This window comes from Prevotella sp. P4-119 (genome assembly GCF_002251345.1).
Classification (GTDB): Bacteria; Bacteroidota; Bacteroidia; order Bacteroidales; family Bacteroidaceae; genus Prevotella.
On sequence record NZ_NPJB01000080.1, the window covers coordinates 1 to 24,560 of the forward strand.

Below are 24,560 nucleotides of genomic sequence, written 5' to 3' on the forward strand. Positions count from 1 at the left end.
ACGGTGACCGGTGCAGGTCGCTACCCTGCGGGTCAGTCGGTGGAGATTAGTGCCTCGCCTGCCGAAGGTTACCAGTTCAACCGATGGAGCGATGGCGACACCAATGCCTCACGCAGCATCACGCTCAGTTCAAACACCGCCCTCACTGCCTACTTCAAGTCGGATAGCGACGCTGGTGATCAGGAACCCGGTGGTGGTGGACTGGAAGGCTGAACCACAGAGTCCTGCGGAACGTCCGCGGGACTCTTTAACCCCCACTTTTAGCGTATGAAACGAATACTCTCATTAGCCAGTTTCGTCTGTGCTATCCTCTTCGCTGTAGCTGGCATGATGATGCCTCCGCAAGGTGAGATTTCGGGATCCGTCCTCATCCTCGTTGCCCAGCTTTTGATACTGTGTGCCACCTTCCTCGGCATTAAAGACTATCACAACATCATCAACAGAAAACTATGACTCAAGATTCTAAAAACAAGTGGAGCGTCATCATCAACATTGCTTTGACCACCATCACCGCCGTGCTCTCGGCCCTTGGTTTCACCATCGGGTGACACTCCCTCTCGTAAACCCATGAACCGCCCCGTGTGGTTCGTGGGTGTTTTTTTTATCCACGGATCACACGGAGAACACGGAAAAAGATTCTCGTTAAAGATTATTCTAAAGATTTTTATTTAGATTTACACCATAGGTTATTTTTGTCGCGACTCGGCAAAGAATAAATTTTTGGATTTATTCTCTGTTCTCACTGCTCCAAAAATTCGAGCCGTAAGGCGATCCATAATAAATTCGTCCCCAAAAGCGAGGTATTCGAGCGCATTTTCAGTCGAGATTTTTGTTAAAGATTATATTTTTAGTTGCCTGTCGGCAAGAAATCTTTGGAGGAAATCTTTAATAAAAATATGGCCTATGGCCAGAAATCAATCATCGGAATTTAGACGGTCACACGAAAAGACACGGATTCTAGTTAAAGATTATTCTAAAGATTTTCGTTAAGATTTACACCATAGGTTATTTTTGTCGCGACTCGGCAAAGAATAAATTTTTGGATTTATTCTCTGCTCTCACTGCTCCAAAAATTCGAGCCTGTAAGGCGATCCATAATAAATTCGTCCCCAAAAGCGAGGTATTCGAGCGTATTTTCAGTCGAGATTTTTGTTAAAGATTTTGTTTTTAGTTGCCTCCCTGAATTACAGATTATTTCTTGCCGTAGGCAACATCTTAAACAGGATTTCCTCCAAAGATTTCTTGCGCTCGCGCAACCCAAAAAAAATCCACGGATCACACGGAGGACACGGAGAAAGATTTCCGTTAAAGATTTTGTTTGTGTTACAAGCGTTACAGTTGACAGTTGACAGTTTCCAAAAATGATTTTTTTGCGGTACAGATAACAAATAACAGATAACAGTTTTGGAAAATCATTTTTGCGTTACAGTTACAGTATTACAGTTTTTGGAAAGCAAAAACAGCCTTTGGTGTCATTGATATGCCCTTGACATCATTGCCATCAAAAGAGATTTCGCATGGATGATGCCAAAACATATCCCTGAACAAAAGAACCACCCAGAGTAATCTTGCAGAATGTGGGTAGAATCTAGTTAAATTAAAAAAATTACAACTTAAACAAATTACAATTATGAAGAAAACATTGATTTGGGGATTGCAGGAAAAGTAGCATTATGGTAGATAAAAAGCTATGCATGTGGCTTTAGAGTATTTAAAACTAAAGCCATATGCATTGCTTTCCTTTGACAATAGTCGTGTATCGGTACCTAAAACAATAATTTAAGACAGAATTTTCTTTTTGATCGCTTTTATGCGGTGTTCGATAATATTGTCCCACAGCTTAGAACCGCCCAGTTCTGATGCAGAAATATAATCTCCATACTTTTCGAGAAATTCCTCATTGTAGGTAATAGAATCGTCACCATATCGATCTATTATGTATGCCCAATTCCATCTGTCAGCATACTTGATTAAAAGTTCGTGGGTCATGTCGATACAAGACTTGTCTGATAGCACTTCCCAATCCCAACAATCCTTAAATGTCTCTATGTTGTCTTCTGTAAACAATAGTGTACTACTGTTTGATGTCAATTCGTGCCAGTCAAGTCTGTGCTTGAATTTTTCAAGTAGGCTTTTGGTCCACACTACATCGTTGTTTCTTGAAATTTCTTTCCAGTCCACATAGTTCATATACTTCTCAAGCAACTGTTCTGTCCATGGAAAGTCTTTTGAGAGTTCTTTCCATGCAGCATCGTCCATCATACGAGAAACCAACTCTTTGTTTAACTTATCATTTGCCATATCTTTGAAAATTTAATTACGCTATTGGGTACAAAGGTATGGCTATGGTGCCCCATTATTTATGACAGGTTAGAACTAAATTAAAATTTCTTGAAAGTTTTATTGTTGATTCAATATGTTAATGGCTCTCATTGCACCGTGCCTGTCTTGCCATATTTTTCCTTCAAACTGTAATTGTCTTTGATGGTATTCTGTATTCAGAACACCATCAAAGTCAAGAAAAATTATTTTAGCAACTTTCTTTTCCATAAGTGATCTTAGGAATTTTATGTTTCTTCATTTCAGTGTTATTGTCCACCATATTATATAAACACATGGCTGCATAGTAGGCATTTGGATGTTGTGGAAGCATCATGAATGGCAGGCGATTATCCCATGCTTTTACTGGTGTTCCAAGAATCATGCTCCAAGGGCGTTCATACAAATAGAACTCTTCTTCGGGAGCCTGACTTTCTACTATTTGCCCCGTCCTTTTGGTTTTAAACTTATGTGCAATAACTACCCATGTTCCTGACGCCCACATAAAACCATTTTTGTATGGGCACGGAGTGACGTGACGATATGCTTTAAGCAAGGCATAGACTTTGTGCAATACCGTGAAGTTATTATTTACCTTTGAATCTTCGTTTTTCTGTTGCAAGCATGCCAAGACATCTTCCCAAGTGCTGTTCTTTATATAAAACAGCAACGTAGGCAAAAGCGGCTCTGTCAATTGGTTAACAAAGCCCTCACTCAATAATCGACCTGCATTCAAACGAACGATTTCATGAAATCTCCTTTTTGCTTTAGTTCCCAGCCTTGTTTTTCTTATGCACATTAAACTGAATGGAGGATGCTTCACTGCTTCTATCTTTTGCAACGGATTGTTAGAACAATCAACGATTGTAAGCAACGGATTCTTTCTGAGGTTGATTCTTTGAAGCCTATTTCCATGTACATCAAGCACAGAGAGATATTCTGTCTTGCTTAAAGACATTTGTTTCAACATTTGATTTGGACACAATAGATGCGTCAATCCCTTACAGCCGGAAACATCTATTGAGCATATTGCCTTGTGAGAAACAATATGGAATCCCGTCAATACGTTCTCCTCGTCTGTTTTTATTGTAATACAGTAATAGCCTGGCGATTGATATGAATGTCTTACCTGTCCCCAGTCATCCACTTTCCATTTTACTGATTCAGTTTCACCATCACCCCATTCAATTGTGACTATTGCATTCATCATGACCTTCAACTGAAGAACCATGTCGTTACATTTTTGGCAAGTCGCAAGTGTCAGACAGTCAACTATAGGGTTGAGCTTCTTCTTCATCTGTCTAAAAGCAATCTCCAATCGAAGTGGAAACAAGTCTTTCGGCTTATCTCTCCTGTAGAAGCTGTACTTGCCATACTCGCGGCTATCAATATTTTTCCTATAGTACCACATCGCTTCTATATAGTTATGCCTTTTCTCTGCCATTCTTCCCAACTGGTATTGGGCTCTGTTTCCCCAGCAGTAACCATTTTCAAGCTCTTTGTAGGATTGAGCCCCTTTGTCGAGATTTTGCTCTACACCTAATCCATAGGTATATAGATGAGCGAGTTTGTTAGTGATTTCTTGCTTAATCGCCCAATCATACCATTCGGTTGTCTGCATTTTCTCATGCAAAGCTTTAAATAAAAGAAACGCCTTGGAAAATTGACATTTATCGAAGTAGTAAAGTGACACACGCTCCATGGAAAGAATGTCGCCTTTGGCCGCAAGATGCTCCAACACTTCCAAAGCCAAGCTGTTATCTTCCTGAAGATGGTAGAACAGAGGAAAATGGAAATTGCGCCAGTAGAAAGCGTCGTTGCGAACAAATGGAGAAAGCGGATTGTAGGGTTCGGTTTGTGCAGGATGATTCATCAAGTGTTCAAACCAAGGATGGCGCATCATGTCGGCAAACGTAGGATGCTTGCCAAAGATGTTTTCGCAGACTGTCCTTGAACATTCTGTGCATCCCTTTCCCATGACAAAATCCAAAAGCATATACTGAACGAGGTAGTTTTTTTGCTTTTCTGCTATAGACCGAAGGTCGGACAGAATAGCCTTGGCTTCATTCTGTTCTTCTGCAAAGTTCAATCTACGCATAGTATGATGGAGTTCATCTTCGAAGATTTCATCATCCGTACTATCCGCATTTCTATTCCGCATATGGTGCAATATGCCATTAAATGTCGCAATCCCCATAAGTTTACTTATTTATCTTTTAGAAAAATATCAGGGATATGCTCCTTAATGTCATCTAAAATTGCATGATAATTCTTCCATTTCTCTGCATCTGTGATACCCTTATATCCATCCTTGGTCGCTGTAGGATGGTAAGTCTTGTAAGCAAGGCTGATGCCTTCAATATCAAGTTTTGCTACTGCGTCAACATCATTCCCAGCCAAAGGCATTGGCGAACCCTTTACGTTGAAGTTCTCTTTGATGTAGCTGTAATAGGTGTTTTGGCCAGGACCAGTCAAGAAAACGAGAACATCGGGCTTCAAGATCTCTATCTCTTGTGGGATGACATGAAAGTATTTCTCCTCTAACTCATGTATTTCTTTACAAACTCCATTGCGTCCACCTACAGACAACTTTGAAATGTTGTTCCAAAGGTATGCTACTTTCTTGTCGGAATACTGTTCGCCGAAAACGAAGTCTTTGATACCCGACATGATACCATTGAATCCCATGCTGAAGAACTTATTCTTAGCCAAGTGATTGTCAGAATCAGTAAGGAAATATTGCCCTTTATAATTGTCAGAATAGAAACGTTGGTATAGTTCTACGAAATCGTCCGACTGTATTTGAGTTCCATCATCCGATACAGGTATGGGCCAATTGAGGGCTTCTTGTCCGAATACCATAACTTTCAAGTCGGCATCAGTCCACCAACTCTCGTCAACATAACCTCCTTGGTTGTTATGTTCCAATGCTACACCCAGCATAAAAGGTGCTTGTACCTTGATGCCTTTAGCATCCAACTGTTGTTTCAGTTCATTCCACTTTGGCTCATATAAGTTAGCCAGTTGTTTTGTTAAATTGTTCATAATTAATATGTTTTATAATTAAACTTTTGGTTCGTACAAGTATAGAACCTCTACAATATTGTCTGTAGAGTTTTGGACAGACCACTGCAAACCAATATCTTCACCCATTTCGTCTAAATTTTCATTAAACGTTTTCATGTAAGAATCTGCAAATTCACAATTCAGTTCGAAGCATAGACCATAATATATAGCTTTTGCGTTAGAATCAATTGTGACTTTCTTCCCGATTTCAGTAGAGACAGCTCTCACAAGTGGATATGTAACGCTGTATTCTCTGAATTCTTGTATGGAGAAAGTTATCCTACTTGGATTCACCAAGTGATGATGTATAAAATTAAGAAGTACTCCTACAGATTCCTTGTCTGTCATGATATAATTGTCCCATAGTTTCTGTAAATGCTTGTAATTGGCACATGGATGCAAATTTATCACAAAGCAAGTCTTGGGATGCTTCATTTTTGCAACTATTGCATTTATTTCATTGAGATAAACTTCTGCGTCATCAGTCAGAATTACAACCCAATCTGTTCTTGAATCCATGGTTTCTAATGGTATTGTTTTCCAGTTTTCTGAATTGACAGTATTAGCCTGGTCACCGAACTTGAAGATAACTTCTTCTTCGATGGCCAGGTTTTCCTGAACTAAATTGAAGAAGACATCTGATTCGAAAAAAGCGAACCTGAACTTATACACAAGTTCTTCTTCTGAAACACGTAGCTCCAGGGATTCGGAATCACCTCCCATTTTTCTGACAAGTTCTTTTACAGGCTTCAGGCTACCTTCCAATATAGTAAAATAAATATACCATTCTCCTTCTATACATGAGAAGTTGATATACGTGGTAATCCCATCGTAGCTAACTTGATATCCGTAATTGTCCACGTAGGGTATTCTGCCATCGAAGTTTGCTTTAATCTCCGAATTGATCTCATCGATGAATTTCTTTCGGCAAGAACGCTCGTATTCTTCCAAAATCTCATTTTTGGCATTACTGATATCTGATATGGCTTCTCTTAGCGTACAGCATAGGTCATCCAATGCAGAGCATTTAGCTCTGACAGACAGTCCTTCTAAGTTTTTGAGCTCTTTGTTAATATCAAATCTTTCCATAATCTATATTTTGTTAGTCGTTTTCATATAACTCCCACAAGTCACTTACCCAACCTTTCATGGTCTGTCGTAGGGATTGTGGTTCCAATACCTCTATCATATTTCCAAAATGTAACAGTTCCATGATGAAATCATAGGTAGGACGCAATGTCAGTTCGAAGTCTGCGTAGTCCTTACAGGTGAATATCTCTTTCTGGGTAGGATGCAATGGCAGAGAACGAAGATAATGCTGATGTTGCTTGTTGGCCCGAACCACAATGCGTTGCAATGGGATGGTCTCGTCTGTTACTATTCCATAGAATGAGGAAAAATAGGTGTTTGCATCAAAATTCTTGGGCATCGTGAAATGCTCTTTGGTTTCCTCAAAATTTTCCAAACGGTCAAGCCCATAGATACGCAGATTGTTATCAACGAGATTCTTCGCCAATAAATACCATCTTTTTTGGAACATCTTTAGGCTGTAAGGTTCTACAGAAAACGTATGAGAGGAGCCATGTATAAAACTCTTGTATGTCAGCGTCACCACATGGTTGTTCTTCATCGCCTCTATGATGTCTGTCAAGTAGTTACGGTTGGATGGTATTTCTTCAACAAGAATTCTGTCTTTCAACTGAGTGCTTTGCGACAGGGTATTTGCTGTAGAATATGTATCAAGTAGCCAACGGATGAGCCCACCTTTACTCAAACATTCTGGATTGGAGATGTAATACCGGTAACCGCCTTTTAACCGGCATTCAATGTTCACGCCGAGTATCATCAGAATGTTTCCTTTCCATCGGTCGAAGGTTTGCCGTGGCAAAGGCTCTCCATTGCTGATGTTCTCGTCATGTATCCATTTGTCGTTGAGTTCTTTCAGCGACAATCCACGTTCTCCTTTGTTATAGATAGTATTTACTATCCAAAAATATTTCTCTAATACTGTCATACTTTGAGTCTTTTGTTTGAAAAACGTACAATACTCTTCAATATTGTTTGAAGTCATTTTTTTTATTCGTAATAAGCCACATCTATTCTTATTTCTTTACCAAGAGTATTGTCAAGTCTGTGACAAAATATTTTAGGAAGCAGATCCACAGAAAAATCTCCTGGCGCATAATCGTATGTATAATGCCTTATGAGGAAAGGTGCAATTTCGTCGAACGAAAGCGAGTCGAGTAATTCTTTTAATGTCATAATACAATTATTTTTTATTTCGGCTGCAAAATTACGGCTAAGGTGTCTCAAATCACGTGACACGTTTAATAAATGAGTGATTTCAAAGCAGATTTTCCTAATTAGAACAAGAATCTTGGAGAGTAACCCCAAAAAATGTCACAGGGACGGGTCATGGACATCATGACTTTCAATTCTTACAGCTTACAGTATTACAGTTTTCGGAAAGGAAAAATAGGTTTCGGATTCTTGAAACACGAGGACTGTTCCTGTTTCTTGGTCAACGCTAATTTCAACTCCCAAGCGTTACAATATAACAATATAACAGTTTCCAAAAACGGATTTTTTTTTGCGTTACAGGCGTTACAGTTGACAGTTGACAGTTTCCAAAAACAATTTTTTTAAGATGCCACAGAGAAAGGTCAATGTCATAACGGAACGTCGGATATTTGGGGATGACAATGACCTACCCCATGACATACGAGACATGAAGAGTGGGGGTTCGGGGGATTCTCTGCTCCGTTATAGTAGCGACACTGGAAGTATGACCAGTGTCGCTTGTTTTTTTTTTATGTATATTATACCTTGTCTTTGTCTTCGTCAAAGTAACTGCCTACAGGCATTTCACGTTTGCAGTATAGACATTCATTATAACGCTCTCGGCTTCTGCGCTCCTTGGCGAACATTCTTTCTGTTGACTCGGCATCTTCGGTAAATGAAAGGTGGTTGTCAATGGCCATGGAACCAGCCATGCCTTCCACATCGAGGTCTTCTGTACCAATGAGCGTGAATGTCCAGCCTTGCTTCTTCAGCTTCTCAATGAGGTTCTTGACCATCTTGAGATTGTACTCCTCTGAACAGTTTTCCTCGCCGTCGGTGATGATGGTAACAAGAACATTATCATCGGCTTCTGTCTGTGCGTTGATCTTGGCAATTCCCTTGCCGATAGCATCGTAAAGTGGAGTGGCTGCACATGGCTTGTAGTCCTTCAGAGTCAATGGACATGCTTCTGCTGCATTGATATTGTCATAGTGGAGCTTGAAATGATCGCTGTCAAAGGTGATGAGGGTGATTCGCTGCTCCAGGTCTTTGTGGGCTTTCTGCATCTTCTGACAGGTGGTGATGGTCTCGTTGATACCTGCAAGTGCTTGTCTGCGGATGATATTCATACTGCCTGATTCATCGATGATAACAAGGTTATATACTCTCTTGGTGGTTTTGCTTTCTGTTGTCATAATTGTTGGAATTTAGATGATTAAACATTGATTTATAAGACGTCTTTATACATTAAGAAGAATATAGGGTAAAAAAATTAAGCAGAAAACTGTAAAAACTCGATTTTTTTGATTGAAAAAGATTATCTTTGCAGTTAACTACAAAAGTTCAATATGATGGAACATGCTGATAAATACATCATTGACGGATTCCGCTCGTTCGATCCTGCTATAACCAAAGAATACTTCTATGGTTACTGCCGTCGCGCATATAACATATATGATTATAAATACCAACTCCGCAACAAGACGGGACTGGACTTCTACTCACTGGCACATGAGTATTACATCCATCTGCTGAAATTCAAGTTCAAGCCTCTATTGGATAAGCCAAAGGAGATGAAACTTTCTACTTGGATGGCCAAAGGTTTTCACTTTGTAGTACTCGATGCGCTGAAAGCATACAACAAGGAATTTGAGCACAAGGCTGAGGAAGCTGCTGACGTGGTACTGGAATATGTTCGCTCTACCGATAAGGAAGAGGGAATGCTCTCTTATGTGGCAGAGGCTGTTGCAGCTCACTACCATGACCGTATCATGCATGAAATTGCATTCATGATCTTCCGTGCCGGTTTCAAGCAGAAAGAGGTGGCTGCGCAACTGGGAATGACTCCAGCAGCCGTTAATCAACGATACAAGAAAATGATGGAAGAGGTGGTGACTCCTTTCGTTATAGAAAACTATGGATCCGGACTTTACACAGGCACTGTGGAATTGTGTAAAAGAATGGACAAGGAGACTCCACGCGGCACATCTTGTTATGCTCGCATGTATGAGGAGATCGGACATTCTATTATGGCAAAAAATCAATCATATATGGACAACAAGCGTATTACTCCTTCTTTTATATCTTCCCTCAAATCAAACGAGATATTTGTTTTCGGTTCAAACCTTCAAGGTATTCACGCAGGTGGTGCAGCACGAATGGCTCACACGAACTTCGGTGCTGTCATGGGTAACGGTGTCGGTATTCAGGGACAGTCGTATGCCATTCCTACCATGCAAGGTGGCGTAGAGACTATCAAACCTTATGTGGATGAGTTTCTGGCATTCGCTTCTCAGCATCCTGAAATGCACTTCCTCGTGACTCCTATAGGTTGCGGCATTGCTGGCTTTGAACCAGAAGACATCGCTCCACTATTCATAGCAGCTAAGAATGTGGAGAATATATCTCTGCCAGAAGAGTTCTGGAGTATAATAAGCTAATTTATTGAAAACAAACATGAAACAAGGGGACTTGCCCCCGTGTTTTCACTTTTGTCCTTACAGGACGTAGTTGATAATATGCCATGATATCCTCAGGGCGTTGCCCTGGGCTAGGAAAACCATTGGGCTTTCAGCCCGTTATTGCTTGTTACGTGATTCCGTGTCGTGTGATCCGTGTGACATTAAAAATTTCTGTAGTTTCTATGTGATATAAAGAAAAAGGGAAGCGTCTTCACAGATTGCTTCCCCCGAGGAAAATGATAAATATAGATTAAAATTACTAGTTGCGTGATACAAAGGTACAATTTAATTTCAGAATAGCAACACTCTATCAACACCAAAATGCATTTTAAGCACGTTTTTTAACCATTTATGCATATTATAAGTGTGCTATTAACATTTATTAAGCGCCTCATAGATGCGTTGCACCGGTAATCCCATCACATTGAAGTAACTGCCATGAAGGGAAGTCACGCCAACATATCCGATCCACTCTTGAATGCCATAGGCGCCAGCCTTGTCGAAAGGACGATATGTGCGGATGTAATAATCAATCTCGTCGTCTGACAATGTCTTGAAAGTGACATCAGTAGTGACAGAAAACGATTCGCGATGATGACGGGTAACCAGACACACTCCGGTTGTCACTTGATGGGTTTTACCACTCAGCTTGTGCAACATGGTGCGGGCCTCTTCCTCATCGGCTGGTTTGCCGAGCACTTCCTGTCCTACAATAACCACGGTATCGGCTGTAATGACAAGTTCGTCATCATGCAGGGTCGGCAAATAGGCGTCTGCTTTCTTCTGCGAGATAAATCCTGCCACCTGATCTACGGGAAGCGATGGTGGATAACTCTCGTCGATGTCGGGTATTACCCTTACCTCAAAATCCACATCAATGCCTGCAAGTAATTCGCGACGACGCGGAGAATTGCTTGCAAGGATTATCTTGTATTTGCTGTTTAACATCATTTGTCGTAAAAATAAAGGTCCCTTAACTTCTCTCTTACTTCCCTAACTTCCCTTAACTTCCCCACATGCGCAACTGAGGGAATTGATTGAAGTTAAAGGAGTTATCACTCCCTACGGTCGTTCGGGAAGTTAAGAGACAATAGCCTTTTTGCCGTAAGACGTAGGACATTTGTCCCTTAACTTCTCTCTTACTTCCCTCTAACTTCTCTCTTACTTCCCTAACTTCTCTCTAACTTCCCTTAACTTCCCCACATGCGAAAGTTCAGTAAAGGGAATTACCACCCGAAGGCTTTTTCATCCTTCAGCCATTTGCCTTGTGCTTTCAATACTTGCTCCAATACGTCGCGACCGCAGCCGTAGCCTCCATCGTAGTCGCTGACATAAAGACTGGCTGCCTTGACTTCGGGACAGGCGTCGTGCGGACATACAGGACAGCCTGCCAAGCGTAGCACTTCGAGATCGGGTATGTCATCGCCCATGAACATGACCTCTTCGTCGGTCAGTCCGTATTTCTCCTTGAACTGCTGATAGACCTTGATCTTAACGGATGCTCCAAGATGGATGTCTGTCATTCCCAGGCCTTCGTAGCGTTTGCGTACTGACTCGATAAGACAACCTGAGATGATGGCCACACGGAGTCCCATCTTCACCGCCAGTTGAATGGCATAACCGTCTTTGATATTGACGGTACGCAAAGGGGTTCCGTCGGCACCAAGTGAGATGGTTTCGGCAGAGAGGACTCCGTCCAAATCGAAGATTACGGCTCGAATTTTTTGTAAATCGTAGTTTATCATTTTGTCAATGCTGTGCGTTGTATGTCTTTGGAAAACTCTTCATAGATAGTTGCCAACCACGGTGTAGAGGACAACAGATCGAGATGGTGGGTGACCACATTCATGTCGTTGCGAACGGCAGGACCTGTCTGTGCTTCAACAGGAGTGAGCTGATGGACTTTTCGTGCTGTCTCGTCGATCAACGGCAACATGACACGGAAGTCTATGCCGTGACGTTGCAACACCTCTGCCGACAACGCATAACAATGGTTGGCGAAATTGCAGGCAAAGACGGCTGCAACATGCAGGTATTGGCGGTCGGCGCTGGACAACGGATAGGCTTTTGCCTTAATGCTGTCTGCCAAGGCTAAAGCGGTCTGCAAGGTCTGATCGTCGCTTCCCTCTACAAACAAGGGAATGACTGAGAAATCGACCAACCGCTCCTTGGAAAACGACTGCATGGGATAGAACACTCCGTAATGGCGGGCATGTGCCAACACGTCAATAGACATGGATCCTGCGGTATGAAAGAAGATTTGTTCTTCCCTACCCTTCACCACTTGTCGGGCTATGTCTTCAAGGGCATTGTCGGAAACCGAAAGGATAAAGGCGTCTGCCCTAACAGGCAGTTTGTCTATCCTGTCGGTAGGACACGCACCAACACGCTGCGCCAGTTCCTGGGCAGACTGCATGGTACGACTATATACTGCCACGATGTCATGGCCCACTTGATGGAGGGCAACGGCAAGATTGGTGGCGAGGCGTCCTGCGCCAATCAATACGATCTGCATCAGAACTTGTTGAGGTGTACGTTCTCCCACTTCAGCCGGTCTTCATTCTGAGGCTTGCGTTCGTCTGCTTTATGCCCGACTGCCAAGATGCAGAGGCAATGAAGGTTTTCGGGAATGTCGAGCACACCCTGGATAACCGTATCGGCACTTGTACCGTCGGAAAGTCCTCTGCCTCTCATCTGCACCCAGCATGAGCCAAGTCCGAGGGCCTCTGCCTGATACTGCATGGAAATGGCAGCAATAGAACCGTCTTCCACCCAACAGTCGTTCTGCAGGGGATCACCCAGCACAACAATGGCTAATGCAGCACCCTTCAGAAACTGTCCGCCCAAATCTTTGGCGTCGGAAAGTTTCTCCAAGTCGGTCTTGTCGTCAACCACGACAAACTGCCAGGAGCGCTGCCCCTTGGAGGTGGGTGACATCAGTCCGGCACGCAATATTGTCTTTACATCGTCTCCGTCGATTTCCTGTTCGGTAAACTTACGGTGGGAACGACGCATCTGTACTAAATCCTTAAATTCCATATTCTGTGTTTATAACTTATTATGATGGGATTGTCAACAAGGTCCGTCCAGATCAGATGCTCAGTTCATCAAGCACCTTGATCAGTCCTTTGTTTAATGGTTTGTCGCTGCGGATGGCTTCGCTGAATGGCACAAAGACCACTTCGTTATTGCGCACGCCAATCATCACATTGCGCTGGCCCTGCATCAGTGCCTTGATGGCTCCTACGCCAGTACGGGAGGCCAGGATGCGGTCGTGGGCGGAGGGACTTCCACCTCGCTGCAAATGTCCCAGAATAGATACTCTCACGTCAAACTCAGGGAATTCCTTCTTCACACGGTCTGCATAGTAGAGCGCACCGCATTTGGGACTCTCGGAAACGATGACGATACATGATTTCTTAGACTTTCGGATGCCGCGCTCCATGAAACGTGCGAGCTGATCGACATCGGTAGATTCCTCAGGAATGATGGCTGCCTCTGCACCACAGGCGATGGCTGAGTTTTGAGCAAGGAAACCAGCGTCACGACCCATGACTTCGATGAAGAAGATGCGTTCGTGGGAGTTGGCAGTATCGCGAATGCGATCGACACACTCCATGATGGTATTCATCGTAGTATCGTAGCCGATGGTTGAGTCAGTACCGTAAAGGTCGTTGTCAATAGTGCCTGGAAGTCCCACTACGGGGAAGTCGTACTCCATAGCAAAATTGCGTGCACCGGTCAACGAACCATTACCGCCGATGACCACAAGGGCATCTATCTCTTCCTTGATACATGTTTCGTATGCCTTCTGCATGCCTTCAGGAGTCATAAACTCCTTGGAACGGGCAGTTTTCAGGATGGTACCGCCTCGCGTGATAATGCCACTCACATCCTCAGTCGTGAATGATTTCACTTCGTCTTTGATCAGTCCGTCGTAACCGCGGTAGATGCCTTTTACACTAAGTCCATTGCAGATACCCGAACGGGTGACGGCGCGAATGGCTGCATTCATACCGGGAGCATCTCCTCCCGATGTAAGTATTCCTATTGTTTTAATCTTAGACATAATAATATGGTATTAATGAGTTATCCTTCTTAATATTATAATAGGTGTAGTTCTGCCCACAAGACGGCAAGTCCCAACAACCATCCTACTGCAACTTTCGATGTGAGATGGCGCAGATACCATCCCAAACGAACATGTTCCATCTTCATGAGTGCCACACCGCTGACCGATCCTACACAAAGCAGGCATCCGCCTACAGCCGTTGAGAACACCATAATCATCCAATATGCTCCGTTTACCGCCATCTCCCCACTCTCTGCCAGAGGATAGAGCATGATATGGGTTAAGCCCACGGTAAAGGAGTCTGCCACGGCACTAAGCAGTCCTGCTCCAATGCCAAGCAACCAATTGTTATGGAATGTTTCTGCCAACCAAATGCCTATATCGCCAAGCACTCCCGTTTCAAGCATGACACCCATGCCCATCATGATTCCCATGACAAACAAGATTTGCTGGATGGTGCCATATTGTAAGGCACGGGGGATGCGACGCTGCGCCATCTGATCGGCATTCATCAATCGGCGGTTGAAGGCTTCGTTGACAAGCCAAAGCACGCTCAAGACGCACAAAGCGCCTAAGAAGGGGGAGAGTTTGGTGATATTGTGAAATGTTGGGATGAACCACAATCCGCCGATGCCCACAAAGAGCATGACCAATCGTTGCCAACGGTTCAGACGAGTATCGTCACCACGGTAAGGAGAGGCTATCCACTCGGTATCGAGGCGGTCAGGCAACTCACGATTGATGAGCATGGTAGGAACTATCCAGGCTATCAGGGCAGGCAACAGCATATAGGCTGAGAAATGGCTGGCGGTAACCACGCCATCGCCCCATAGGATAAGTCCGACGGGATCACCTATTACCGTAAAGCATCCGCCACAAGTTGCAGCAAGCACAATGGCAGAACCTACGAGCATCCGTTGGCGTCCGCTCTGCAAAACATTATTCATGATGACAAGCATCATCGTAGTGGTGGTAAGGTTATCAAGATTGGCAGAGATGATGAAAGTGGCCAGGGTAATGGTCCACAGTAATCGTTTGGAGTTGCGTGTCCGGATCCATTCGGAAATGAAATCGAAGCATCCGTTGTTGTTCAACAGTTCGATAATCGACATGGTGGCCAACAAGAACATAACGATTGCCGCAGCCTTGCCTACATACTTCAAGAAGACATTCTCGCAAATGAAATACTTGACTGTTTCACTATTTGGAGTGCGGCCTGAAAGGTATTCGAGGTAATCCGCAGGGTGTTGCTGCATGACAAAGTCTGTGCCATAACAAACATAGACCACCCATCCAGCCGTGCCAAGGAACATGGCAATTGCAGCTTTGTTGACACCGGTAAAATGACCAGTGGCAATCAGCAAATATGCCGCAACGAACATGAGTACGATAATCAGTGTCATAGGTTTACGCCTTTTATTTTGTTGCGACTACAAAGGTAGGCTATTTTCAGCAAATGCGCAACGTTTTTGGAGAATATTTCAATCACGGTCATCGAGCACAGGGAATTTTTCACGTCTTCTTAACAGTTCCGACTGGGAGAGTGCTACGCTGACTGCCTCTGCTGTATCGCCAAGAGAAACCATCGTGCGACCGATAGGGTCAATGGCGCAACTCCCACCAATATAATGTGTGACTAAATCGTCACCGACCCTGTTGACTCCTATGAAATAGGATTGATTCTCTATAGCCCGGGCGGCTGTAAGTATCTGCCAAGCCGATTGGCGACCTTGGGGCCAATTAGCCACCAAGAGGATGACATCATACGCCCGATCGTCTGCATAACGTATCCAGCAGGGGAAGCGCAGGTCGTAACAGGTCAGCAGAAGGATTCTCATTCCTTCATACGCGACAATGGTGTGATGCTGTCCGGGAGTATAATGTAGGTTTTCGCCGCCATAAGAGAAAAGATGATGCTTGTCATAATACGCCACACGGTCATGGCGTCCGTCAACAAAATAAAGTCGGTTGCGATATGCCCCTTCATCATCTCGTACGGCAAGACTGCCACAGATGGCACAACGGCGCCGTGCCGCTTCTTCCTTCATCCACTGCAAAGCCACGCTATGCTTTTCATCTGGAACATTCTCCATGGTGTCTGTTACAAATCCGGTACTCCACATTTCCGGCAAGACATATAAATCGCTTCCTGGCTGGGAGTCCATAAGAGCTGTTGCACGCAAGATATTCCCGCGTTCATCCATCCATTTAGAGTCAATCTGTAACAGCGTGACTTTCATCTTTTTAACGCCTTATCAATAATTCATTTGTTTAATAGACATTTTGCCATTCAGCGATACAACGACTTCTGCCTGATAACAACTGGCATCATCTGGAATTCCTATGGTTGCCAAGAAACGGAATCCGTCGGCACCAACCTTATCATATTCCAAATTTCCCAATACCGACTGTTCCAAGACACCTTTGGGCACATATTTTTCAAACATCTGTTTGCGGAAATCCTGTGAATAAACGCGTGCTGAACCCTGGAAGATACTCAGATGGATAATATTGTCGTAATAGACATTCTCCACTTGAAGTCCGTCGTCATTATAACTCTTTTTCGTCACCTTGTATTTGGACGGATTGACTGCCACATAACAATGATAGCGGTTTTTGTCGTACATCACCACGGTATCGGTCTTTGTGATCTGTCTGCTTGTAAGAACCTTGCCGTGGCGTTTTCGCTTAAAGACATTCGCGTCTTCCGGATCGGTACTCTTGACAAGTTTCACCACGTCACCTCCGGCATTCTTGAACCACAATACATGGGGCATTTGCTTGACGATAGGATATTTGATGTCGTTGTCGCCAATAAACAAGGTGTCGTTGATCACACGAAAATAGGCAGGCACACTGGTAGAGTCAGAAAAATAGACGGTATCACCCTGCATCTTAAAGACCACCATCTCTGATTCCTGATCCATCCAAACGCCTTGCAACAACTGTTTGGCTTGCTTGCTTTCCGCACGCTCTTCTACTTGACCAGCCGATTGTTGTTTACAACCGACAGATAGAAAGACAGACACAACGAGACAAAGAATATATTTCAATTTACACATTCACTTACCAATACAATGATATTCAAATCCATTTTCTTCAAGTTCCTCGCTATCAAAAATATTACGACCGTCGATGACCAGCGGGCGTCGCATGGCCTTACGAATCACTCCCCAGGTGGGCAAGCGAAACTCTTTCCATTCGGTCAGCAACAGAAGTGCATCTGCTTCAAGTACAGCGTCATACATATCACGGCAATAAGAAATACTATCGCCGATACGACGCTTACACTCTGCCATGGCCACAGGGTCGTAGGCACGAACCGTACATCCTGCCTCAAGCAGCAATCCGATCATGACGAGTGCTGTGGACTCACGCATATCGTCGGTTTCCGGCTTGAACGAAAGTCCCCAAAGGGCTATCGTCTTACCTTCAAGCGACTCTCCGTCGAAAGCACGTTTCAGTTTATCGAAGAGTATGCTCTTCTGACGCTCGTTGACGCGCTCCACCGCCTTGAGCACCTCCATGGAATAGCCGTTTTGATCGGCAGTTTTGATCAGCGCCTTCACATCTTTAGGAAAACAACTTCCACCATAGCCACAACCTGCATAGAGGAACTTGCGGCCAATGCGGGTATCTGCTCCTATTCCTGCACGTACCATATTGACATCCGCACCCACGCGTTCACAAAGGTTGGCAATATCGTTCATAAATGAAATACGCGTGGCAAGCATGGAATTGGCTGCGTATTTAGTCATTTCCGCAGACGGAATATCCATAAAGATGACACGGAAGTTATTGATAAGAAATGGCTTATAGAGTTTTGTAAGCACCTTCTTGGCCTGTTCACTCTCCACACCAACCACTACACGGTCGGGAGACATGAAATCCTTAATAGCATTTCCCTCTTTGAGGAACTCAGGATTAGACGCCACATCGAAAGGAACATCCACTCCACGCTTGGCAAGCTCTTCCTCTATAGCCTTGCGCACCTTACGGGCCGTACCAACAGGAACTGTCGATTTGGTAACCACAACCACATAATGATTCAGATTCTGACCGATGGTGCGTGCAACCTGCAATACATATTTAAGGTCTGCAGAACCATCCTCATCGGGAGGTGTTCCAACAGCCGAAAATACAATCTGCACATCATCAAGTACAGCAGTCAAATCGGTAGTGAACTTCAGACGACCGGCTGCCACATTCTTCTTAACAAGTTCGTCAAGTCCGGGCTCATAAATGGGAATCTCCCCATTCTTAAGTCGCTCGATTTTGCCGGCATCAACGTCCACACACGTCACATTAGCTCCCGTATCGGCAAAACAAGTGCCCGATACAAGACCCACGTAACCAGTTCCAACAATTGCTATATTCATATTCCTTAATTAATATTATTATAAAGAGACTGACATAAGCCACCTATCTCTTTTTTTTGTGGTTTTATGTTTGCAAAAGTAACAATTATTCTTTTAATACGGAAATTTTTTTTTGCTTTTATAGCGCTTTTATCTTTATTTTTATTTGTAATTCTCGTAAAAAATGAGTAATTTTGCACACGTGATTGAACTGAAGAGACATTTAGAGATATTGTTGCTTGACAACGATTGCGTCGTGGTCCCCGATTTCGGAGGCTTCGTAGCATATCATGTATCTGCACATTTTGACGAAACAGACAATACGTTTATTCCGCCAATGAGAACTCTTGGCTTCAATCCGCAACTCAAGATGAACGACTCGCTCTTGGCGCAGTCATACGTGGAAGCCTACGACATCAGCTACCCCGAAGCCATACAACGCATCGAGAATGAAGTGGCCGAGTTGCGCGAAACAATCGCTCAACAAGGATCATATATACTCGACGGAATAGGTACGCTGTCAGGCAACGATGAAGGCGGATACCTCTTCACACCCTGTGAAGCAGGAATTTTGACACCAGACCTTTACGGCTTAAACACCTTCAACCTTGCTCCAATAGCAGAAAGCCTCTCTCTTGCCGACACAAACCAAAAGACAGAAGAAACTGCGAAAGCCGACGTTCCTGCTCCAAAGGTACAAACGCCCGCAACTCAAACAAAGAGCGTTGCAATCCCCCAGCCCACCCTTACTGAGATCTTGGATGAAGACGAAGAGCGAACCATCAGTATCAAACTATCGTGGATTCGCAATACCGTTGCCGTGGCTGCATCTGTCATTCTCTTCCTCATGATGAGTACGCCCATAGCCAACAGCAACTATAGTTCGCAAGCCATCACAGGACTAAAGCAAGACATGGTCTATCAACTGGTCAATAAAGATGCGTCTGACAAGCCGGCTATTACAAAGTCCGTAGTGGAAACGATTCAAGAACCAGTAGCTGACGCCACAAATACGCAAGAGCTCAATAGCGAGCCGGTACGTAAAATAGAAAAAGAGGCTATCAGCGAAAAAAGCGCAGAGAAACCGGCTGTGACCCGTCCAAGCAATACCGCACGCCCCTACTGTTTGGTTCTGGCAAGTCGCGTGAAGAAGGCCAATGCCGAAGAATTTGTAAAGAAGCTCAAAGACCGTGGATTTAAAGACACGGAGATCTATATTCACAACAATGTGGTAAGAGTGACCTATGGACATTTTCGTACTGAAGACGAAGCCTATAGTGAACGTAACAACCTCCGCTTTGAAGATGATTTCACCGAAGCGTGGGTTTATAAAAAGACTAATGTATGAAGCGTATCCGTTGCCCAAAATGTGATGCGTATATCACGTTCGACGAAACAAAATACGAAGCAGGACAATCCCTGGTATTTCAATGTGCCGAATGCGGAAAGCAGTTTGGCATAAGAATCGGCGTTTCAAAACTCCGAGAAACTCAACGTAAGGAGAACGAAATTGCCAATGCACAATTCTCCAATCTGGAAACAGACTGCGGAAGTATTGTTGTGATCGAAAACGTATTCCACTACAAGCAAGAATTACCACTACGCATGGGTGATAATGTCATAGGACGCTATCAAAAAGGAAATCCTATCAACACAGCTTTCGAAACTGTTGACCCAAGCGTGGACCTCAATCATTGTACCATCACGGTAAGTCGCAACAAGCGTGGCGAACTGCAATATACACTCAGCGACAACAACAGCAATACTGGAACATTTGTTGACAATGTAGAGCTTTCACCTCGTGAGCGCAGACGTATTGAAGACGGAACTCTCTTCACCCTTGGTGCAACAAGTATTATACTGCGCACCCCACAAAAGTAAGAAGAATAATCCCAGTCATATTTCCACCTCGCAGAACTTTACAAGCAAATAAGTATAACTTACTTATTGACAAAAACATAATACCTATCAGGTAATACAACAGGGTTGCCTGATATGCATCTTCGTATTCAAAATTTACGTCAAAACATACTTACGATTTACCTTCCACATCCGAACGCCACATCCCGACCCCATCCCGACGGCTTCCCGAAGCCGAGAGAAGAGCTGAAAGTTCACTTTTGAGCTTTGCCGAGGCAAAGAAGACCAGGTCAAAGACCGCCAGCATTTACCCACATAAAGAATGCAAACAGCATTATTATGCAGAAGAAATTGCAGAATAGCCATTTTTCATTCATTACCTTTGGTAATGTAACAAAAAAACAGTATCTTTGCAAGGAATTAAATCAAAGATACAAACACCCTTAAAGAAAATGAAAAAACCAACAGCCATTCTGCTCCTGCATTGCCCCGACCAACAGGGCATTATCTCTGAAGTGACCCGTTTTATCACAGACAACCAAGGCAACATCGTATACCTCGATCAGTATGTTGACAAACAAGACGGGATGTTCTTCATGCGAATTGAATGGGAATTAGAAGGCTTCACGATTCCACGCGAAAAAATTTTAGAGTATATCAACACACTCTACGCACAACGCTACCAGATGACCTGCAACCTATATTTTTCTGACAAACGCCCAAGAATGGCCATCTTCGTATCCAAAATGAGCCATTGCCTCTACGACCTGTTGGCACGTTGGAAAGCCGGAGAATGGGAGGTTGACATTCCATGCATCGTATCCAACCACGAAGACCTGCGCTATGTGGCAGAGCAATTCAATATTCCATATTATGTCTGGAGCATCAAGAAAGACCACTCCAACAAAGCCGAGGTAGAGGCTGCTGAAATGGAACTGCTCAAGAAAGAAAAAATCACTTTCATCGTTCTCGCACGATACATGCAGATCATCAGCGACGATATGATTAAGTCCTACCCCAACCATATCATCAACATCCACCACTCATTCCTCCCGGCTTTCGTAGGCGCAAAGCCCTACCACCAAGCATGGGAACGTGGTGTGAAGATCATCGGAGCCACCAGTCATTATGTAACAGCAGAACTCGACGCAGGCCCCATCATCGAACAGGACGTGACACGAATCTCCCACAAAGACACACCAGAAAGCCTCGTGCTGAAAGGTAAAGACTTGGAGAAAATCGTGCTCTCACATGCTGTGTCCAAACATATTCAGCGTAAAATTCTGACATTCAAAAACAAGACAATCATATTCTCATAATATGCAGGTAGCCATCGTAAAATATAATGCAGGCAACATCTTCTCGGTAATCAACGCACTACGCAGACTGGGTATAGAACCCCTGCTGACCGACTCTGCCGAAGCGCTGCAACAGGCAGACAGGGTGCTCTTCCCTGGACAAGGTGAAGCACGCGGTGCCATGGAATACCTCAAGGCTCGACGCCTCGACGAAGTAATCCGCTCGTTGCGCCAGCCCGTGCTTGGCATCTGCGTCGGCCAACAACTGCTCTGCCGCCACTCAGAAGAAGGCAACGTCGATTGCATAGGAATCTTTGATGCAGAAGTGAAGCGATTCTGCCCACAGCATCACGAAGACAAAGTTCCCTGCATGGGATGGAACAAGATTATCAAGCCATCTGCCGACACGACCGGACACGATACGCCTTGCGCCCTCTTCAAAGGATTACCAACCTTCGGACCAAGCGAAGGAGAGGCTTACGCCTACTTCGTTCATAGCTACTATGTTCCCCTCTGTCAGCAAACGGCTGCCGTGGCAGACTATATCCTCCCCTACTCGGCGGCACTTCAAAAAGACAATTTCTATGCCTGCCAGTTCCACCCGGAAAAGAGTGGAAAGACAGGCGAAACAATCCTCAAAAACTTCTTGGCCCTATGATAGAACTCATCCCTGCCATTGACATCATCGACGGACAATGCGTCCGACTGACCAAAGGTGACTACAACCAGAAGACCGTCTATCACAACCGGCCTGCTGACGTTGCTGCCGAATTTGAAAAACTCGGTTTCAAGCGCCTCCATGTCGTTGATCTCGATGGGGCAAAATCCAAACATATCGTCAACAAGGAGGCACTACAGGATATCACAACAGAGACACAGCTCACCGTAGATTTTGGAGGAGGCATCAAAACCGACGACGATATCGAAAAAGCATTCCGTCATGGAGCAAGCATGGTTACCGTAGGATCCATTGCCGTGACAAATCCAGAACTCTTCATCTCATGGCTGGAGAAATACGGAGCTGAACGCATGATTCTCGGAGCGGATGTACGCAACGGAATGATTAGCATCAACGGATGGAAAGAGGACTCTGCAGAACCGCTTCTTCCCTTCCTCAAACGCTACATCGACGCAGGCGTCAAATACGTACTATGTACAGAGATCTCAAAAGACGGAACACTACAAGGGCCTGCCATTGACCTTTATCGTCAGATCATGGAGACTTACCCCCAACTGCATCTCATCGCAAGCGGAGGAGTATCCTCACTCGACGACATCAAAGCACTCGACGCTGCAGGAATCCCTGCCGTGGTCTTTGGAAAAGCCATCTACGAAGGACGTATCGACATGAAAGAACTCATGGCTTACCATAACGCCTCGGCACAATGACAACATAAGAACAACAAGAGAATATTCAATAATATGGGACTTGCCAAACGAATCATACCTTGCCTCGACGTAAAAGACGGACAAACCGTCAAAGGCACCAATTTCGTCAACCTCAGAGCTGCAGGAGATCCTGTGGAACTGGCTAAAGTATATAGCCAGCAAGGAGCCGACGAACTGGTTTTCCTCGACATTACCGCCTCCTACGAAGAGCGCAAGACCTTTACAGAAATGGTCACACGGGTGGCACAGGAAATCAATATCCCCTTCACCGTCGGCGGAGGCATCAACGAACTTGCCGATGTGGAGCGCCTGCTCTATGCCGGCGCAGACAAGGTGAGCGTCAATAGTGCGGCCTTGCGAAATCCGAAACTCATAGAAGATATTGCCAACCGATTCGGTTCTCAAGTCTGTGTATGCGCCATCGACGCTCGCAACGATGAGGACGGATGGCATTGCTACCTCAAAGGCGGAAGAGAACGCACCGAACACAACCTCTTTGAATGGGCACACGAAGCACAAGAGCGCGGAGCAGGAGAAATCCTGTTCACAAGTATGGACCACGACGGAGTAAAAACAGGATTTGCCAACGAAGCCCTGCGCCAACTCACAGACAACCTCTCCATACCCGTCATCGCAAGCGGAGGAGCTGGAGCGATGGAACACTTCCGCGACACTTTCATAGAAGGACATTCAGACGCAGCACTCGCAGCAAGCGTTTTCCACTTCGGCGAAATCGCCATACCGACACTCAAACAGTATTTACACCAACAAGGCATCAAAGTAAGATTATGAAAATAGATTTTGAAAAAATGGACGGCCTCGTGCCTGCCATCATCCAGGACGCAACAACAAAAAACGTGCTCATGCTCGGCTTCATGAATGAAGAGGCCTATAAGAAAACCATCGAAACAGGTCATGTCACATTCTGGAGCAGAAGCCGTCAGACCCTTTGGACAAAAGGTGAGACGTCTGGACATTTCCTCAATCTCGTCAGCATCAAAAACGATTGCGACAACGACACGCTCCTCGTCAGAGTCAATCCCGTTGGACCTACCTGCCACACAGGTACCGACACCTGCTGGGGAGAAGACAACGAAACAAGTCCCATACTCTTCCTCACCGAACTGCAGGATTTTATCGACAAGCGCAAAAAGGAAATGCCTGAGGGATCTTACACTACAAGCCTTTTCAACAAAGGCATCAACAAAATATCACAAAAAGTTGGAGAAGAAGCACTTGAAACAGTAATAGAAGCCACAAACGGTACTGACGAGCACCTGGTCTATGAGGCATCAGACCTGCTCTACCATCTCCTCGTCATGCTTACCGCCAAAGGACTCCGCATCGAGGATGTCGCAGCAGAACTGCAAAAACGCCACGACCCCAACTGGGACAAAAAACGCCGCCAAGAAAAGGCTAAAGGAACTATGAAATAAAACTTTTTAAAGCTTCCATA

At 44.5% G+C, this 24,560-nt stretch carries 27 protein-coding genes and 1 pseudogene; 11 read left to right on the top strand and 17 right to left on the bottom strand.

Annotated elements, in window-relative coordinates; all coding sequences use genetic code 11:
* The 3 genes and pseudogenes from CIK89_RS13570 to CIK89_RS13575 form a co-directional block, all read left to right on the top strand.
* A pseudogene (locus CIK89_RS13570) lies at positions 1-213 on the top strand (hypothetical protein); the annotation flags it as partial.
* 54 nt (positions 214-267) lie between these two features.
* Positions 268-453, top strand: coding sequence for a hypothetical protein (locus tag CIK89_RS08945; RefSeq protein WP_094391038.1), 186 nt, complete (start codon positions 268-270; stop codon positions 451-453).
* Positions 450-548, top strand: coding sequence for a smalltalk protein (locus CIK89_RS13575; RefSeq protein WP_158214619.1), 99 nt, complete (start codon positions 450-452; stop codon positions 546-548). The genes CIK89_RS08945 and CIK89_RS13575 overlap by 4 nt, the downstream gene beginning before the upstream one ends.
* Positions 549-1,779: 1,231 nt before the next feature.
* Here the strand turns inward: CIK89_RS13575 and CIK89_RS08950 are convergent.
* The 8 genes from CIK89_RS08950 to CIK89_RS08985 all read right to left on the bottom strand — a co-directional run bounded on the left by CIK89_RS08950 (position 1,780) and on the right by CIK89_RS08985 (position 8,861).
* On the bottom strand, positions 1,780-2,301 hold the full coding sequence (locus CIK89_RS08950) for a hypothetical protein (RefSeq protein ID WP_094391039.1): 522 nt from the start codon (positions 2,299-2,301) through the stop codon (positions 1,780-1,782).
* A gap of 99 nt (positions 2,302-2,400) precedes the next feature.
* Positions 2,401-2,550: a hypothetical protein gene (locus CIK89_RS13580; protein ID WP_158215005.1), complete on the bottom strand. Its 150-nt coding sequence runs from the start codon at positions 2,548-2,550 to the stop codon at positions 2,401-2,403.
* Positions 2,531-4,516 (bottom strand): sel1 repeat family protein, encoded by a 1,986-nt coding sequence (locus CIK89_RS08955; protein WP_144007388.1) that lies wholly within the window; start codon positions 4,514-4,516, stop codon positions 2,531-2,533. Before CIK89_RS08955 ends, CIK89_RS13580 begins: the two co-directional genes overlap by 20 nt.
* Before the next feature lie 8 nt (positions 4,517-4,524).
* Positions 4,525-5,364: a hypothetical protein gene (locus tag CIK89_RS08960; RefSeq protein ID WP_094391041.1), complete on the bottom strand. Its 840-nt coding sequence runs from the start codon at positions 5,362-5,364 to the stop codon at positions 4,525-4,527.
* 18 nt (positions 5,365-5,382) lie between these two features.
* The gene (locus CIK89_RS08965) at positions 5,383-6,474 is read right to left on the bottom strand and encodes a hypothetical protein (protein WP_094391042.1); all 1,092 of its coding nucleotides are present in this window, start codon (positions 6,472-6,474) and stop codon (positions 5,383-5,385) included.
* A 13-nt stretch (positions 6,475-6,487) separates the two neighbouring features.
* Positions 6,488-7,399 carry a YafY family protein gene (locus CIK89_RS08970; RefSeq protein WP_094391043.1) on the bottom strand — a complete coding sequence of 304 codons (912 nt, stop codon included), beginning with the start codon at positions 7,397-7,399 and terminating at the stop codon, positions 6,488-6,490.
* Between the two features lie 62 nt (positions 7,400-7,461).
* Complete coding sequence (locus CIK89_RS08975) at positions 7,462-7,647, bottom strand: hypothetical protein (protein WP_094391044.1); 186 nt, start codon at positions 7,645-7,647, stop codon at positions 7,462-7,464.
* A gap of 557 nt (positions 7,648-8,204) precedes the next feature.
* Entirely contained in the window at positions 8,205-8,861 is a 657-nt protein-coding gene (locus tag CIK89_RS08985) for a vWA domain-containing protein (RefSeq protein WP_144007390.1), read from the bottom strand.
* 855 nt (positions 8,862-9,716) lie between these two features.
* Between CIK89_RS08985 and CIK89_RS08990 the strand changes: the two genes are divergently transcribed.
* Entirely contained in the window at positions 9,717-10,106 is a 390-nt protein-coding gene (locus CIK89_RS08990) for a hypothetical protein (protein ID WP_173815113.1), read from the top strand.
* Between the two features lie 393 nt (positions 10,107-10,499).
* Here CIK89_RS08990 and CIK89_RS08995 read toward each other — a convergent pair whose 3' ends face one another.
* The 9 genes from CIK89_RS08995 to CIK89_RS09035 form a co-directional block, all read right to left on the bottom strand.
* Entirely contained in the window at positions 10,500-11,075 is a 576-nt protein-coding gene (locus tag CIK89_RS08995; protein ID WP_094391082.1) for a Maf-like protein, read from the bottom strand.
* A gap of 278 nt (positions 11,076-11,353) precedes the next feature.
* Positions 11,354-11,872 carry an HAD family hydrolase gene (locus tag CIK89_RS09000; protein ID WP_094391046.1) on the bottom strand — a complete coding sequence of 173 codons (519 nt, stop codon included), beginning with the start codon at positions 11,870-11,872 and terminating at the stop codon, positions 11,354-11,356.
* On the bottom strand, positions 11,869-12,672 hold the full coding sequence (locus CIK89_RS09005) for a Rossmann-like and DUF2520 domain-containing protein (protein ID WP_371593389.1): 804 nt from the start codon (positions 12,670-12,672) through the stop codon (positions 11,869-11,871). The genes CIK89_RS09000 and CIK89_RS09005 overlap by 4 nt, the downstream gene beginning before the upstream one ends.
* Positions 12,642-13,166 carry a nitroreductase family protein gene (locus CIK89_RS09010; protein ID WP_094391048.1) on the bottom strand — a complete coding sequence of 175 codons (525 nt, stop codon included), beginning with the start codon at positions 13,164-13,166 and terminating at the stop codon, positions 12,642-12,644. Before CIK89_RS09010 ends, CIK89_RS09005 begins: the two co-directional genes overlap by 31 nt.
* Positions 13,167-13,218: 52 nt before the next feature.
* Positions 13,219-14,196, bottom strand: a complete 978-nt coding sequence (gene pfkA / locus CIK89_RS09015; RefSeq protein WP_094391049.1) for a 6-phosphofructokinase — start codon at positions 14,194-14,196, stop codon at positions 13,219-13,221.
* A gap of 35 nt (positions 14,197-14,231) precedes the next feature.
* Positions 14,232-15,602, bottom strand: coding sequence for an SLC13 family permease (locus tag CIK89_RS09020; RefSeq protein WP_094391050.1), 1,371 nt, complete (start codon positions 15,600-15,602; stop codon positions 14,232-14,234).
* A 78-nt stretch (positions 15,603-15,680) separates the two neighbouring features.
* A complete protein-coding gene (locus CIK89_RS09025) occupies positions 15,681-16,439 on the bottom strand; it encodes a nitrilase-related carbon-nitrogen hydrolase (protein WP_094391051.1) in 759 nt (252 codons plus the stop codon).
* Between the two features lie 15 nt (positions 16,440-16,454).
* Entirely contained in the window at positions 16,455-17,261 is an 807-nt protein-coding gene (locus CIK89_RS09030; RefSeq protein WP_094391052.1) for a DUF4738 domain-containing protein, read from the bottom strand.
* A complete protein-coding gene (locus tag CIK89_RS09035; protein WP_094391053.1) occupies positions 17,262-18,578 on the bottom strand; it encodes a UDP-glucose/GDP-mannose dehydrogenase family protein in 1,317 nt (438 codons plus the stop codon).
* A gap of 163 nt (positions 18,579-18,741) precedes the next feature.
* Between CIK89_RS09035 and CIK89_RS09040 the strand changes: the two genes are divergently transcribed.
* From CIK89_RS09040 to hisIE, 7 genes are all read left to right on the top strand, one after another.
* Entirely contained in the window at positions 18,742-19,905 is a 1,164-nt protein-coding gene (locus tag CIK89_RS09040; RefSeq protein ID WP_094391054.1) for an SPOR domain-containing protein, read from the top strand.
* Positions 19,902-20,438, top strand: coding sequence for an FHA domain-containing protein (locus CIK89_RS09045; protein WP_094391055.1), 537 nt, complete (start codon positions 19,902-19,904; stop codon positions 20,436-20,438). The genes CIK89_RS09040 and CIK89_RS09045 overlap by 4 nt, the downstream gene beginning before the upstream one ends.
* A 431-nt stretch (positions 20,439-20,869) precedes the next feature.
* Positions 20,870-21,736 carry a formyltetrahydrofolate deformylase gene (purU, locus tag CIK89_RS09050; RefSeq protein WP_094391056.1) on the top strand — a complete coding sequence of 289 codons (867 nt, stop codon included), beginning with the start codon at positions 20,870-20,872 and terminating at the stop codon, positions 21,734-21,736.
* 1 nt (position 21,737) lies between these two features.
* Entirely contained in the window at positions 21,738-22,373 is a 636-nt protein-coding gene (hisH, locus tag CIK89_RS09055; RefSeq protein WP_094391057.1) for an imidazole glycerol phosphate synthase subunit HisH, read from the top strand.
* Positions 22,370-23,104: a 1-(5-phosphoribosyl)-5-[(5-phosphoribosylamino)methylideneamino]imidazole-4-carboxamide isomerase gene (gene hisA / locus CIK89_RS09060; RefSeq protein ID WP_094391058.1), complete on the top strand. Its 735-nt coding sequence runs from the start codon at positions 22,370-22,372 to the stop codon at positions 23,102-23,104. The genes hisH and hisA overlap by 4 nt, the downstream gene beginning before the upstream one ends.
* Positions 23,105-23,137: 33 nt before the next feature.
* Positions 23,138-23,896 carry an imidazole glycerol phosphate synthase subunit HisF gene (gene hisF / locus CIK89_RS09065; RefSeq protein WP_094391059.1) on the top strand — a complete coding sequence of 253 codons (759 nt, stop codon included), beginning with the start codon at positions 23,138-23,140 and terminating at the stop codon, positions 23,894-23,896.
* Positions 23,893-24,540 (top strand): bifunctional phosphoribosyl-AMP cyclohydrolase/phosphoribosyl-ATP diphosphatase HisIE, encoded by a 648-nt coding sequence (hisIE, locus tag CIK89_RS09070; protein ID WP_094391060.1) that lies wholly within the window; start codon positions 23,893-23,895, stop codon positions 24,538-24,540. The genes hisF and hisIE overlap by 4 nt, the downstream gene beginning before the upstream one ends.
* The last annotated feature ends 20 nt before the right edge of the window (positions 24,541-24,560 follow it).

Excerpts from the sequence above, each read along its gene's own strand:
- CIK89_RS08960 (WP_094391041.1), bottom strand. The coding sequence starts at position 5,364 with ATGAACAATTTAACAAAACAACTGGCTAACTTATATGAGCCAAAGTGG.
- CIK89_RS13575 (WP_158214619.1), top strand. The coding sequence starts at position 450 with ATGACTCAAGATTCTAAAAACAAGTGGAGCGTCATCATCAACATTGCT.
- CIK89_RS09045 (WP_094391055.1), top strand. The coding sequence starts at position 19,902 with ATGAAGCGTATCCGTTGCCCAAAATGTGATGCGTATATCACGTTCGAC.
- CIK89_RS08975 (WP_094391044.1), bottom strand. The coding sequence starts at position 7,647 with ATGACATTAAAAGAATTACTCGACTCGCTTTCGTTCGACGAAATTGCA.
- CIK89_RS09040 (WP_094391054.1), top strand. The coding sequence starts at position 18,742 with ATGAGTAATTTTGCACACGTGATTGAACTGAAGAGACATTTAGAGATA.
- hisH (WP_094391057.1), top strand. The coding sequence starts at position 21,738 with ATGCAGGTAGCCATCGTAAAATATAATGCAGGCAACATCTTCTCGGTA.
- CIK89_RS08970 (WP_094391043.1), bottom strand. The coding sequence starts at position 7,399 with ATGACAGTATTAGAGAAATATTTTTGGATAGTAAATACTATCTATAAC.
- CIK89_RS08955 (WP_144007388.1), bottom strand. The coding sequence starts at position 4,516 with ATGGGGATTGCGACATTTAATGGCATATTGCACCATATGCGGAATAGA.
- hisIE (WP_094391060.1), top strand. The coding sequence starts at position 23,893 with ATGAAAATAGATTTTGAAAAAATGGACGGCCTCGTGCCTGCCATCATC.
- CIK89_RS09035 (WP_094391053.1), bottom strand. The coding sequence starts at position 18,578 with ATGAATATAGCAATTGTTGGAACTGGTTACGTGGGTCTTGTATCGGGC.
- CIK89_RS08950 (WP_094391039.1), bottom strand. The coding sequence starts at position 2,301 with ATGGCAAATGATAAGTTAAACAAAGAGTTGGTTTCTCGTATGATGGAC.
- hisA (WP_094391058.1), top strand. The coding sequence starts at position 22,370 with ATGATAGAACTCATCCCTGCCATTGACATCATCGACGGACAATGCGTC.
- CIK89_RS13580 (WP_158215005.1), bottom strand. The coding sequence starts at position 2,550 with ATGGAAAAGAAAGTTGCTAAAATAATTTTTCTTGACTTTGATGGTGTT.
- CIK89_RS08995 (WP_094391082.1), bottom strand. The coding sequence starts at position 11,075 with ATGTTAAACAGCAAATACAAGATAATCCTTGCAAGCAATTCTCCGCGT.
- CIK89_RS08965 (WP_094391042.1), bottom strand. The coding sequence starts at position 6,474 with ATGGAAAGATTTGATATTAACAAAGAGCTCAAAAACTTAGAAGGACTG.
- CIK89_RS09020 (WP_094391050.1), bottom strand. The coding sequence starts at position 15,602 with ATGACACTGATTATCGTACTCATGTTCGTTGCGGCATATTTGCTGATT.
- CIK89_RS08985 (WP_144007390.1), bottom strand. The coding sequence starts at position 8,861 with ATGACAACAGAAAGCAAAACCACCAAGAGAGTATATAACCTTGTTATC.
- purU (WP_094391056.1), top strand. The coding sequence starts at position 20,870 with ATGAAAAAACCAACAGCCATTCTGCTCCTGCATTGCCCCGACCAACAG.
- CIK89_RS09025 (WP_094391051.1), bottom strand. The coding sequence starts at position 16,439 with ATGAAAGTCACGCTGTTACAGATTGACTCTAAATGGATGGATGAACGC.
- CIK89_RS09030 (WP_094391052.1), bottom strand. The coding sequence starts at position 17,261 with ATGTGTAAATTGAAATATATTCTTTGTCTCGTTGTGTCTGTCTTTCTA.
- CIK89_RS09010 (WP_094391048.1), bottom strand. The coding sequence starts at position 13,166 with ATGGAATTTAAGGATTTAGTACAGATGCGTCGTTCCCACCGTAAGTTT.
- CIK89_RS08945 (WP_094391038.1), top strand. The coding sequence starts at position 268 with ATGAAACGAATACTCTCATTAGCCAGTTTCGTCTGTGCTATCCTCTTC.
- CIK89_RS09000 (WP_094391046.1), bottom strand. The coding sequence starts at position 11,872 with ATGATAAACTACGATTTACAAAAAATTCGAGCCGTAATCTTCGATTTG.
- CIK89_RS08990 (WP_173815113.1), top strand. The coding sequence starts at position 9,717 with ATGGACAACAAGCGTATTACTCCTTCTTTTATATCTTCCCTCAAATCA.
- pfkA (WP_094391049.1), bottom strand. The coding sequence starts at position 14,196 with ATGTCTAAGATTAAAACAATAGGAATACTTACATCGGGAGGAGATGCT.
- hisF (WP_094391059.1), top strand. The coding sequence starts at position 23,138 with ATGGGACTTGCCAAACGAATCATACCTTGCCTCGACGTAAAAGACGGA.